The organism is Streptomyces termitum (genome assembly GCF_014650175.1).
In the GTDB taxonomy this organism is placed as follows: domain Bacteria; phylum Actinomycetota; class Actinomycetes; order Streptomycetales; family Streptomycetaceae; genus Streptomyces; species Streptomyces termitum.
The window spans coordinates 12,314-24,099 of record NZ_BMUL01000020.1 but is presented as its reverse complement, the minus strand read 5'-3'; the positions used below and the strand labels follow the sequence as shown (position 1 = coordinate 24,099).

Below are 11,786 nucleotides of genomic sequence, written 5' to 3'. Positions count from 1 at the left end.
GGTGTGACGGTGCGTGGTCGGGGGGTCTCACAGAGATAACAATTGACATAACGTCAGATGTGAAGAGTGTGGCGATCGCTCGCCACGGGGCGGTCAACTCGGGCGATTACCTGCCAATTCAATGAATGATCAAGGGGGACGGCTTGGAATCGGAGCGCCGTGTCTATTAACGTTCGATAACGCAGCGCGGTCGTCCCAGCCGTCGCAAGAGGCGGCTCCGTGCGCGTGTGCCGAATCCCGCAAGGGAACCGGGGAACCAACCCTTGGGGTGAATCGGGCCCCTCGCACCCCCGTGCGAGAACGCCCGTAGGAGACCTTCCTGCTCCGAACCCGTCAGCTAACCCGGTAGGCGAGAAGGAAGGAAAGGAGCACGCCTCCGTGGCGTCCAACACCCCTGCACCCGGAGCCCCGTTCGACCCCTTCGGCGGCCAGGGTGCCGTCGGGACGGAGGACCCCGCCGGCTCCGTGCCGGGTGGCTACGAGCCCGCCTCCTTCACCCCCTCCCCCGGGGAGTGGAACCCGACCGAGGGCTCACTGCGCGCCGAGGCCCGCTCCGGCGGCCGGCACCGCGTCGCCAAGCAGCGCTCGAACTTCGCCCGCTCCTCCACCGTCCTCGGCGTCGGCGTCATCGCCGCCGTCGGCGCGGGCGGCATCGCCACCGCGCAGGACAAGCCCCCGGTCGCGATCTCCCTCCCGGACCTCCCCGACCTCGGCCTGCCGGACGCCCACGACCTGCCGGGCATCGGCTCCCTCCTCCCCGGCGGCGACAAGACCCGGACCGACGACAACGCCCCGGTCGCCACCGGCGGCGCCGCCGCGGCCCCCCTCACCTCGATCACCTACGCGGCCCCCGCCGACGCCCCCGCGGGCAGCGTCGCCGAGGAGCGCTCCGCCACCGCCGCCGACGCGGGCGAGGCCCTGCGCACCCGCATCCTCCAGCAGGCCGAACAGCAGCAGCAGGCCGCCGCCGACGCCGAGAAGGAGGCGGCCGAGAAGGCCGCCGCCGAGAAGGCCGCGGCGGACGCCAAGGCCAAGGCCGACGCCGCCGCGAAGGCCGAGGCCGACGCCAAGGCCAAGGCGGAGGCGGAGCGGATCGCCAAGGAGAAGGCCGAGGCCGAGCGGATAGCCGCCGAGAAGGCGGAGGCCGAGCGCCTCGCCAAGCTCGCGGCGAGCTACTCGATGCCGCTCTCCTCGTACACCCTCACCTCGACCTACATGCAGTCCGGCTCCATGTGGTCCTCCGGCTACCACACCGGCCTCGACTTCGCGGCCCCCACCGGCACCCCGCTCAAGGCCGTGCACACCGGCACCGTGAAGTCCGCGGGCTGGTCCGGCTCGTACGGCTACCGGGTCGTCCTGGAGCTCGCGGACGGCACCGAGGTCTGGTACTGCCACATGTCCTCCATGACGGTCTCCGCCGGCCAGTCCGTCTCCACCGGCGAGACCATCGGCCGCGTCGGCGCCACCGGCAACGTCACCGGACCCCACCTCCACCTGGAGGTCCACACCGCCTCCGGCGCGGGCATCGACCCGGCCGAGTGGCTGCGCTCCAAGGGCCTGACGGTCTGACCCGGAGGACGAGTCTTCCGGCCGGGGTTCAGGCTCCCCTACCGGAATAGGCCCGGCGGCGCAGACGGTTGGACTCTCCATGACGTCACCTCTGCGCCCGCTGGGCTCCTCCGACCTCCGCGTCTTCCCGCTCGCCCTCGGCGGCAACGTCTTCGGCTGGAGCGCCGACGAGCGGCAGTCCTTCGCCGTCCTCGACGCCTACGCGGCGGCCGGCGGCAACTTCCTGGACACCGCCGACGTCTACTCGGAATGGGCCGAGGGCAACGAGGGCGGCGAGTCCGAGACGATCATCGGCCGCTGGCTGGCCTCCCGGGGCAACCGCTCCGACATCGTCGTCGCCACCAAGGTCGGCGGCCACTCCCGCTTCAAGGGCCTCTCCGCCCCCGTCATCAAGGCGGGCGCCGAGGAGTCGCTGCGCCGGCTCGGCACCGACCACATCGACCTCTACTACAGCCACTTCGACGACGAGTCGGTGCCCGTGGAGGAGATCGTCACCGCCCTCGACCAGCTGGTGAAGGAGGGCAAGGTGCGCGCCGTCGCCGCCTCCAACATCTCCCCCGAGCGGCTGCGGGCCTCCCTCGACTTCGCCGAGGCCGAGGGCCTCGCCCGCTACGTGGCGCTCCAGCCGCACTACAACCTGGTCTCCCGCGACACCTACGAGGGCCCGCTCCTCGACACCGCCGCCGACACCGGTCTCGCCGCCGTCCCGTACTTCGGCCTCGCCGCCGGTTTCCTCACCGGCAAGTACCGGCCCGGCCGGACCGTCGAGAGCGTCCGCGCCCAGGGGGCCGCCGCCCTCGCCGGGACCGCGCGCGGGCAGGCCGTGCTGGCCGCCCTCGACGAGGTCGCCGGGGAGCGGGGCGCCGAGCCCGCCACCGTCGCCCTCGCCTGGCTCGCCTCCCGGCCGACCGTCGTCGCCCCGATCGCCTCGGCCCGTACGGTCGAGCAGCTCCCGGCCCTGCTCGCGGTCGCCGGCCTGACGCTGACGGACGGCGAGCTGGCCCGCCTCACGGCGGCCTCGGAGGTCTGATCCGCCGCGCCCCGGGGAGGCCCGCCCCTCCCCGGGGCGCCGGGGGAGGTCACCCCTTGTACGGGTTGTAGCCCGCGTAGTCCAGGTACTGCGGCGGCACCCACACCCGGCCGGTCGACCGGGCCGCGTACGACAGCGCGGGCGAGGCCACCGGCCGGCGCTGCCACAGGTGGTGCAGCAGCTCCTGCTCGCGGGCGGCGAAGTCCGGCACCGGGACGGTGCCCCGGCGGGCCCGCTCGCGCAGGAAGGCGAGCGTCGTGGCGAAGGACTCGTACTCGCCGACTGCCCGCGCCCCCGTCTTCCCGTACGCCCTCCGGGCCGCCGCGCGCGCGGCGCGCCGGGCGCCCATCGAGGAGAGCGCCAGCGGCTCCTCGGGGGAGAGCCAGCCGGCCGCCGCGTACTCCGGGAGCGCCGCGGCGATCGTGCGCAGCTCGCGCTGCCGGCTCCAGATCGCGAGCCAGGTCAGCAGGCCGAAGGCCGGCACCATGATGATCCCGTACATGGCGAGGAAGCCGAGCGGGCCGCCGAAGGCGACCGAGCCGTTCCACAGCCCGTGGACGACCATGGCGAGCAGCAGTCCGGCGAGCGGCAGCAGCACCCGGCGCAGCCGCTTGCCGCGCGGGGCGACCGCGGCCAGGCCGAAGCCGACGCCGGTGCAGACGGTGAACAGCGGGTGGGCGAACGGGGACATCACCGCGCGCGCGACGAAGGTGCCGACGGTGGCGTCGAGGCCGCCGCCGAGGTCCTGGTCCTCGCCGAAGGCGTTGCCCAGGTAGAGGATGTTCTCGGTGAAGGCGAAGCCCGCGGCGGTGAACCCGGCGATCACCACCCCGTCGACCAGACTGCGGAAGTCCCGCCTCCGGAAGAGGAAGAGGAGCAGGATCGCGGCGGCCTTCGCGCTCTCCTCGACCACCGGCGCGACCAGGGTGGCGCCCAGGGCGTCGGCGGAGTCCGGGTCGGCGGTCGCGGTGGCGATCCACCGGATGGCGAAGGTGTTCGTCAGGATCGCGATCAGGGCGGCGGCGAACGCGCCCCACGCGAAGGCGAACAGCAGGTTCCGCCACGGCCCCGGCTCCACCCGGTCCAGCCAGCGGAAGGCCGTCAGGAGCAGCGGTACGGGGAGGACGGCGAGGCCCAGGCCGACGAGGAAGCCCTCGGTGCCGGTCTCCTCCCGGACCATCGCCAGGATCGCCAGGGCGCAGACCAGCAGCGCGACGACCACGACGACGGCCCACAGGATCCGGCTCCGCCAGAACGCCCGGCGCGGCCGGTACCGCCACTGTTCGCGGTCGGCGGCCACGTCGAAGGAGGGCGCGTCGCCCTCCCGGGTGGGGACGGCGGTGCCGGTGCCTTCGGCGGCGGCAGCGGCGGTGGTCTCGGCGGCCGGGGGGCCGGGCTGGGCGGGCAGCGCCGGGCGCCCGGGGTCCGCGGGGGACCCGGCGGGCGGTGCGGCGAGCGGCACGGCGGGCGGCTCCGGCTGGGGTGGCGGCATGGGGTGCGTCACCCCACGACCCTAACCATCGGCGCCGACAGGGGCGACGGAGTTGCCGGAGGCCGCCGGGGGAGGCCCCCGGCGGTCACTTCCGGCGAAAGAGGAGGTCGTGCACGGCGTGGCCCTTGTCGAGGCCCTGGCCCTCGAAGCGGGTCAGGGGCCGGAAGCCGGGGCGCGGGGCGTAGCCGCCGCCGGGGGCCGTGTTCTCGTAGTCGGGGTGCGCGGAGAGCACCTCCAGCATCTGCTCCGCGTACGGCTCCCAGTCCGTCGCGCAGTGCAGGACGCCGCCCGGCTTCAGCCGGGTCGCCAGCAGGGTGAGGAACTCCGGCTGGATCAGCCGCCTCTTGTGGTGGCGCTTCTTGGGCCACGGGTCCGGGAAGTAGACGCGGCAGCCGTCCAGTGCGGCCGGGTCGAGCATCTCGCGCAGCAGGATGATCGCGTCCCCGTTGGCGACCCGGACGTTGTCCAGGCCGTTGCGGTCGGCGAGCCCGAGGAGGTTGCCCTGGCCGGGGGTGTGCACGTCGACGGCGAGGATGCCGGTGCCGGGGTCGGCGGCGGCCATCTGCGCGGTCGCCTCGCCCATCCCGAAGCCGATCTCCAGGACCACCGGCAGGCCGCCGAACATCTCCCGCAGGTCGAGGACCCGCTTGCCGTCGATGTCGAGGCCCCAGTCGGGCCAGCGCTTCAGCATGGCCTCGGCCTGCCCGGCCGTCACCCGGCTCCGGCGCGGCTGGAAGCTCCGGATCCGCCGCTCGAAGTGGGACCCGGCGGGATCGGGCGACGGGCCCTCGCCGGGCGCGAACATGCGGCTGCCCCGGCGGGCGACGGGCTGGGCGCTGTTCTCAGACTCATCAGACACAATGCGCCCATGGTACGGCGGCCGGAGCGCCCGGCCCCGCCGCGGCCGGGGTCCCCCGGGGGGTTCTCGCCGGGTTTCCTCCCGGGCCTTCCCGGCCGGTCCTACAGCCGGGCCAGGGCCCGGCCCGCGATCTCGCGGCCGATCGGCAGGGACGCGGTCGCCGCGGGCGAGGGCGCGTTCAGCACGTGGACCGTGCGGGGCGCCTCGCGGATGAGGAAGTCGTCGACGAGGGTCCCGTCCCGCAGCACCGCCTGCGCCCGCACCCCGGCCGCCGTCGGCCGCAGTCCGGACGCCTCCACGGGCGGCAGCAGGCGCCGCACCGCGTCGGTGAAGGCCCGCTTCGACAGGGAGCGGCGCAGCTCGCCCGCGCCGTACCGCCAGTGGCGGCGGGCGATGGACCAGGAGCCGGGCCAGGCGAGCGTGCCGGCCAGCTCGCGCGGGCGGACGACGCCCCAGTCGTACCCCTCGCGGGCGAGCGCGGGCACCGCGTTGGGCCCGACGTGCACGCCGCCGTCGACGCCCCGGGTCAGGTGGACGCCGAGGAAGGGGAAGGCGGGGTCGGGGACGGGATAGACGAGCCCCCGGACGAGGGAGGTGTCGACGAGCTCGTAGTACTCCCCCCGGAAGGGCACGATCCGCATGCCGGGGTCGTCCCCGGCCAGCCGCGCGACCCGGTCGCAGTGCAGCCCCGCGCAGTTCACCAGCACGCGCCCGCGTGCGACGCGCCCGTCGGCGGTGCGCACGGCGACGCCCCAGGGGCGCCGGTCGACGGCGGCGGCCTCGGCGCCGTACAGGATCGTGGCGCCGGACTCCTCGGCGAGCCGGCGGGTGACGGCCCCGTAGTCGCAGATGCCGGTGGTGCCGACGTGGATGGCGGCGAGGCCCCGCACGTGCGGCTCGTACTCGCTGATCTGGGCGGGGCCCAGCTCGCGCACGGGGATGCCGTTCTCCCGGCCGCGCTGCACGAGGGCGTGCAGCCGGGGCAGCTCCTCGCGCGCGGTGGCGACGACGAGCTTGCCCGTCACCTCGTGCGGGATGTCCCGCTCCGCGCAGAACGTGACCATCTCGGCCGCGCCCTCGACGGCGAACCGCGCCTTCAGGGAGCCGGGACGGTAGTAGAGGCCGCTGTGGATGACGCCGCTGTTGCGCCCGGTCTGGTGGCGGGCGGGGCCGGGCTCCTTCTCCAGGACGGTCACGCGCAGGCCGGGGTCGGCGCGCCGGAGGGCGTACGCCGTCGACAGACCGACGATCCCGCCACCGATCACCAGCACGTCACAGTCGAACACGGCGCCACCTCCCACCCCTGATAGTGCACTGGCCCGCCGGTGCCCCGGTCAAACGCCCCCGCGATGGGACGCGCGTCACGCTCTCCTCCTGGTCTCTTCCGAGGGCCGGGGTCCCCGCCCCGGCCGTGCTCCTCCCCGGCCGCGGTCTCCCTCCGGCCGGGGTCCCCGCTCCGGTCACGCCGGGGTGACGAGGAGGGGCCGGGCCCGCTCCCGCAGTTCCCTGACGCGGGGCTCGTGCCCGTACGGCTCCAGGCGGTGCAGCAGGTCCCGTACGTACTCGGTGGTCCGGGCCGAGGAGATCCGCCCGGCCACCTCCACCGCGCGCGTGCCTGCCGCGCAGGCCGCGTCCAGGTTCCCCGACTCCAGCTCGGCGACGGCCGAGACGACCAGCCGCAGCCCGTGCGAGCGGACGAACTCCTCGGTCGGCCGGGACAGCGCCTGCTCGGTGAAGCGCCGCACCTCGCGCGGCATCCGGAGGTCCCGGTAGCACTCGGCGGCGTCCGCGCAGAACCGGTCGTACGAGTAGAAGCCCAGCCACGTCGGGTCGGCGTCGCCCTCCCGGGAGCGCTCCAGCCACCCCTCGGCGGACTTGAGCGCCCCGGCGGCGGCCGGTCCGTCGCCCGCCTTGGCGTGGGCGCGGGCCTCCACCAGCCGGAAGAAGGACATGGTGCGGGCGGTGGCGAGGCCCCGGTTCCGCTCCAGCGCGGCCTGCGCCAGGTCGACGCCCTCGTCGGCGAAGCCCCGGTAGGTGGCCTGGAGCGACATGGAGGCCAGCACGTAGCCGCCCAGGGGCACATCGGCGGCGGCGCGGGCCAGCCTGAGGGCCTGGATGTAGTACCGCTGGGCGGCCTCCTGCTGGCCGGTGTCGAAGGCCATCCAGCCGGCCAGCCGGGTCAGTTCGGAGGTCGCCCCGAAGAGGGCCCGGCCGACCTCGTCCGAGTACGAGCCGAGCAGCAGCGGCGCCGCGTCCACCCGCAGGCACTCCGGGACCATCGAGGAGCGCCAGTCGCCGCCGCCGTACTTGGAGTCCCACTTGCGGGCGTCCTCGGCGGCCTCGCGGAGCTTCGCGACGTCGCTGTGGCCCACGCGCGCGTGCTCCCCGGGTTCGGCCGCGACCGTCCCCGGCGCACCGGCCGCGCGCGGGGCGTCCCGCTCCACCGACGGGTCGGCGGGCGTGATCAGCCACCGGGAGGCCGGGGTGGCGTAGGCGCTGACGGAGAAGGAGCCCGCGAGCGACTGCCAGATGCCGCCCCCGCCGGCCCGGCGGCCGGCGAGGTCGAGCCGGTAGAGGTCGGTGGCGGCGCGGACCGCCTCGCCGACGTCCCGGGGGAAGGCGAGGCCGACCTCCGGCGCCGGGTCGGCGTCCGCGAGCCCGATCTCGTGCAGCGGGACGGGCCGGCCGAGCTTCTGTCCGATCGCGGCGGCGATCAGGTGCGGCGCGGCGCCCTGCGGCACCATCCCCTTGGAGACCCAGCGGGCCACCGAGGTCTTGTCGTAACGAAGCGTCAGACCGCGCTGTGCGCCGAGGTCGTTGACGCGCCGGGCGAGGCCGGCGTTGCTGATTCCCGCGAGGGCGAGAACGGCGCCGAGCTTCTCGTTCGGCCCGCGTTGCTCCCTGGACATGACGCCACCCCTCGACATCCAGACGGCCGCCGCGACGCCGGGCATAGGCGTGCGGCATTCGTAAACACAGCGTAGTTCGCCGCATCCCCACCGTTAAGGGGCAGAGTTCCGTATGGCGAGAATGTTGTGTGACCAGCCGACCGGAGGTGCGGACCGGTCCCCGCGTGCTCCGCCCGTGTGGCCGTGCGCCCGGCCGTGCGCTCTCGTCGCCGAGGGCCGGGGCGACTTGCATGGGTCCCGCGTGGGTCGGCCCGTCCGGCCGGGAGGCGGAGCACCTGATGGCTCCGGGTCCCGCACCGGTGGGCTGGGGGATACCGCCGTCCACTCCCCGCGGACGGCGGCCGGCGCCGGGGGGCGGGTCGCCTCCCGGACTGCCGGAGCACCGGGCCGCCGGGCGGCGCCCGGCGCCGCGCTCACCCCGCCCCCGCTCGCCCGGACGGAGTGCTTCCGGTGCGCCCTGTGAGTGACTGACTATCGATCAAACCTGTTGGCGACGGCGATATTCGGCCGAAAACGCCCCCTTCCGGAGGCTCCGAGGGGCCGGTCCGCACCGCCACACGCCCCTCCGGTGCTCCGTGACGGGGCCGTGGAGGGGGCGTGAAGGGGCTGATCCGCCTCCGTGCCGGATCCGGCACGCCGTCGCGGACGGCCCTCGCCCGCCCCCGCCCCCGGTGCGTCACCCCTCCGTCCGGAGCCCGCCACCGGCCGGCCAACTGGTGCATGCCAGGGGCGCATTCGGCTTTCGGGCGCGTGCCCCCGGACTCCGCCCCGTGCGCCGTTGTCATGGCAGCATGTCCCCACCGAAACGGACGTGGAGGCGCCGATGCGATGGCTGGTGGGCTGGAGCAGTTCCTCCTCGGGCTACGCCGCGACGGCCGGCGCCCGTCCCGGAGCGGCCGGCGCCGTCCACGGGGCGTACGGCTCCGGCGACGCGCTCCCGCCCCCGCCCTTCGCCGAGAGCGGCGGGCACGTCGGGGGGCGCACGGTGCAACCGGTGGGCGCACAGCTCCTGTGGGGCGACCCCGACCCGCTGTGGGCCGTCGGCGACTGGCGCCCCGACGAGGTCCGGGTGGTCGCCCTCGACGACGGGACCCGGCTCGCCGTCCTCGGCTGCTGCGCCGCGGGCGACGACGAACTCCGCCGCGGCCTCGTCACCGCGCGCGGCGGCGCCCTGCGCCACCTCACCGCCTGGCCCGGCAGCTACACCGCCGTCGTGAAGGCCGGCCGCCGGGTCACCGTCACCGGCGACCTCGCGGGCGCCCGGCCCGTCTTCCACACCCCCTGGGAGGGCGGCACCGCCTACGCCACCGCCGCCCTGCCGCTCGCCGACCTCGTCGAGGCCCAGCTCGACATCGGCCACCTCGCCGCCCTCCTCGCCTGCCCCGAGTCCCCCGAGGCGCTGCGCGACTCGACCCCGTACGAGGGCGTGCGGCGGGTCCCGCCCGGCCACGCCCTCGTGCTGCGCGAGGGCTCCCGCGAGATCGCCGGGTACGAGACGGTCGCCTCGCTCGCCGTCGCCGCGCCCGAGGCCGACCCCCGGCAGGCCGTCGAAGCCGTCCGGGACGCGCTGGTGGAGTCCGTACGGGCCCGGCTCACCGCCCCCCGGCACGCGGCCGAGGCGCCGCCCGACCCCGGACCGGTCCCCGGCATGGGGCCCGCGGACCGGCGGGCCGCCCGCGGCGCGGGCCCGGTGCCCGGCATCGGCGCCGACCTGTCCGGCGGCAGCGCCTCCGCCACCCTCGCCCTGCTCGCCGCCGGACTGCCCGGCGTGCCCGGCACGATCCTCGGCCACGGCGCGGGCGCGGGGGAGCGGCTGCTCGCCGTCACCTTCACCGACCTGGCCGCCAAGCCCGGCCCGGGGCGCTCCGCCGAGCTGGAGCGGGCCCGCGAGCTGGCCGCCGACCCCCGGCTGCGGCACGTCGTCGTCACCGCGGGCGAGGAGGCCCTGCCGTACGCCGCCCTCGACGGGCCGCTCACCGACGAGCCCGGCCCCGCCCTGGTCACCGCCGAACGCCACCGCAGGCGGCTCGCCGGCGGCAGCGCCGACCACTTCACCGGCCTCGGCGCCAAACAGGTCCTCGACGCCCACCCGGCCCGGCTCGCCGACCTCCTGATGGACCGCAGGCGCCGCTCCCTGCTCCGCCCGGTGACGGCCCTCGCCAAGGCGACCGGCCCCTCGGCGGGCGCCTTCCTGGTGCCGGTCACCGTCTACCGCGCGGCCCGCCGCCTCGCCCGCACCCCCTACCGGACCGGCCTGGAGACCGCCGCCCGGCACGTCCTCGACGCCAACCGCAGCCCCGCCGACACCCACGGGCCGCTCGCCGCCTCGCTGTCCGCCCTCGCCTGGTCCCGGCCCGGCCCGGCGGCCCGCTGGCTGACCGGCGAGGCGCTGGCCGAGGTGTCGGTCCGCCTCAACCGGGCGGCCACCCTCCCGCCGACCGTCCAGCGCCCCGGCGAGGCACGCGCGCGTGCCGCCCTCGCCCGCGCCGCCGCCGACCACCGGGTCCTGGAGCAGGCCGCCGAGATCCGGGGCCAGCGCCTGCACGCCCCCTTCCTCGACAACCAGGTCGTACGGGCCTGCCGGGACCTCCCCGAATCGCTCCGGGTCCAGCCCGACGCGCGCGCGGGCGTGCTGCGCACGGTCCTCGCCGACACCGGCATCCGCGACCTGCCCCCCGGCTGGGGCGCCCCCTACCCCGCCGTCCCCGCCGGGACCGCCCGCGCCGGGCTGCGCGCCGCCCTTCCCGACCTGCTGGCCCTCTTCGAGGCCCCGCTCCTCGCCGACGCGGGCCTCGTCGAGGCGGGCACCGTCCGGACCGCCCTCCAGGCCGCCGCCGACGGCGTCCGCGTCCCCCTCGACGGCCTCGCCGACCTGGTCTCCACCGAACTCTGGCTCCGCCGCCTCCTCGCCCGCCGGGGCTCCTGCTGGACCGACACGGCCACCCCCCGGGCCCCCCGCGCCGTCCAGGGCCCCCTCATCCCCGCCTCCCGCTCCCTCACGACCGGCTGACGCCTCCGGGTGGAACGTCACAGCACACCCGTGCGAGTGAACGCGTCTCCGACACCGTCTTCCGGCCCGTCCTAAGCTGAGAACGTCGCACCGAGCGAAGGAGGCCCAGCATGGCGATGCCGCTGCCGGCACCGGATGAGGCGGCCCCGGGGGGACCGCCCGACCACGAGGGCGCGACGGTGCAGGAGACCTTCGAGCTGTTCAGTGCGTCGGCCCCCAAGGGCTGGCGCGTGGAGCTGATCGAAGAGGAGATCTGCGTGGTACCACCGGCCAACGGCGAGCACGAGGAGATCGTCACCGAGGTGGTGGAGCAGGTCATCGCACGCAGGACCGACCAGCGGCTCCGCAGCTTCACCGGCATCGGCCTCAGCCTGCCCGGAGCGGGCGACGCGGTCCGTGTCATCCCCGACCTCGTGATCGCTCCGAAGGGGAGCTTCGACGACAGGGAGGAGTGGCACGCGCCCGCCCCCGTCCGCCTCGTCGCCGAGGTCACCTCCACCTCCACCGCGAGCCGCGACCGCCTCCAGAAGATCCGCGCCTACGCGCGCGCGGAGATCCCCGTGTACCTGCTCGTCGACCGGGAGACCGCCGAGGCCGTCGTCTGCTCCGACCCCGTCGCGGACGATTACGCCCACAAGTCCGTCCACAAGTTGGGGACGGCGGTTCCGCTCCCCGCGCCGCTCGGCTTCGTCCTGGACACCTCCGCCTTCTGAGCCGCTCCGGTCCGGGAGACGGACCGGAAGACGGGCCGGGGGCGGGCCGGGTCCGGAGGCGGACCGAGCCGGGACCAGGGGCCGGGACCAGGGGCCGGGACCGGGGTCGGGCTCGGGGTCGGGGCTCGGGGTCGGCGACCGGGCTCGGGACCGGCGACCGGGATCAGGGCCGGATCGGGGGGCCGCCCGGGGAAACCCCGAGGC

General features: G+C 75.9%; 8 protein-coding genes and 1 riboswitch. Of the genes, 4 read left to right on the top strand and 4 right to left on the bottom strand.

The genetic code is table 11. From position 1 onward, the window contains the following. The first annotated feature begins 218 nt into the window (after positions 1-218). Positions 219-367: riboswitch (cyclic di-AMP (ydaO/yuaA leader) on the top strand. An 11-nt stretch (positions 368-378) separates the two neighbouring features. Together IE219_RS27855 and IE219_RS27850 are read left to right on the top strand one after the other, a co-directional pair. Further along, on the top strand, positions 379-1,569 hold the full coding sequence (locus IE219_RS27855; RefSeq protein WP_189982472.1) for a M23 family metallopeptidase: 1,191 nt from the start codon (positions 379-381) through the stop codon (positions 1,567-1,569). 79 nt (positions 1,570-1,648) lie between these two features. After that, positions 1,649-2,599, top strand: a complete 951-nt coding sequence (locus tag IE219_RS27850) for an aldo/keto reductase (RefSeq protein WP_189982470.1) — start codon at positions 1,649-1,651, stop codon at positions 2,597-2,599. Positions 2,600-2,648: 49 nt separating this feature from the next. On the opposite strand, the gene IE219_RS27845 is transcribed toward IE219_RS27850, so the two are convergent. The 4 genes from IE219_RS27845 to IE219_RS27830 form a co-directional block, all read right to left on the bottom strand. Then, positions 2,649-4,103, bottom strand: a complete 1,455-nt coding sequence (locus tag IE219_RS27845; RefSeq protein ID WP_373298900.1) for a PrsW family intramembrane metalloprotease — start codon at positions 4,101-4,103, stop codon at positions 2,649-2,651. A 73-nt stretch (positions 4,104-4,176) separates the two neighbouring features. Then, positions 4,177-4,896 carry a tRNA (guanosine(46)-N7)-methyltransferase TrmB gene (gene trmB / locus IE219_RS27840; protein WP_229850107.1) on the bottom strand — a complete coding sequence of 240 codons (720 nt, stop codon included), beginning with the start codon at positions 4,894-4,896 and terminating at the stop codon, positions 4,177-4,179. A gap of 155 nt (positions 4,897-5,051) precedes the next feature. Further along, positions 5,052-6,236, bottom strand: a complete 1,185-nt coding sequence (gene lhgD, locus IE219_RS27835; RefSeq protein WP_189982466.1) for an L-2-hydroxyglutarate dehydrogenase — start codon at positions 6,234-6,236, stop codon at positions 5,052-5,054. Positions 6,237-6,410: 174 nt separating this feature from the next. Continuing rightward, positions 6,411-7,859: an NsdA family TPR-like regulatory protein gene (locus IE219_RS27830; protein ID WP_189982464.1), complete on the bottom strand. Its 1,449-nt coding sequence runs from the start codon at positions 7,857-7,859 to the stop codon at positions 6,411-6,413. Between the two features lie 823 nt (positions 7,860-8,682). Between IE219_RS27830 and IE219_RS27825 the strand changes: the two genes are divergently transcribed. Next, the gene (locus IE219_RS27825) at positions 8,683-10,869 is read left to right on the top strand and encodes an asparagine synthase-related protein (protein ID WP_189982462.1); all 2,187 of its coding nucleotides are present in this window, start codon (positions 8,683-8,685) and stop codon (positions 10,867-10,869) included. Between the two features lie 116 nt (positions 10,870-10,985). Continuing rightward, a complete protein-coding gene (locus IE219_RS27820; RefSeq protein WP_373298904.1) occupies positions 10,986-11,582 on the top strand; it encodes a Uma2 family endonuclease in 597 nt (198 codons plus the stop codon). Positions 11,583-11,786 lie beyond the last annotated feature (204 nt).

Excerpts from the sequence above, each read along its gene's own strand:
- IE219_RS27850 (WP_189982470.1), top strand. The coding sequence starts at position 1,649 with ATGACGTCACCTCTGCGCCCGCTGGGCTCCTCCGACCTCCGCGTCTTC.
- trmB (WP_229850107.1), bottom strand. The coding sequence starts at position 4,896 with ATGTTCGCGCCCGGCGAGGGCCCGTCGCCCGATCCCGCCGGGTCCCAC.
- IE219_RS27830 (WP_189982464.1), bottom strand. The coding sequence starts at position 7,859 with ATGTCCAGGGAGCAACGCGGGCCGAACGAGAAGCTCGGCGCCGTTCTC.
- IE219_RS27825 (WP_189982462.1), top strand. The coding sequence starts at position 8,683 with ATGCGATGGCTGGTGGGCTGGAGCAGTTCCTCCTCGGGCTACGCCGCG.
- IE219_RS27820 (WP_373298904.1), top strand. The coding sequence starts at position 10,986 with ATGCCGCTGCCGGCACCGGATGAGGCGGCCCCGGGGGGACCGCCCGAC.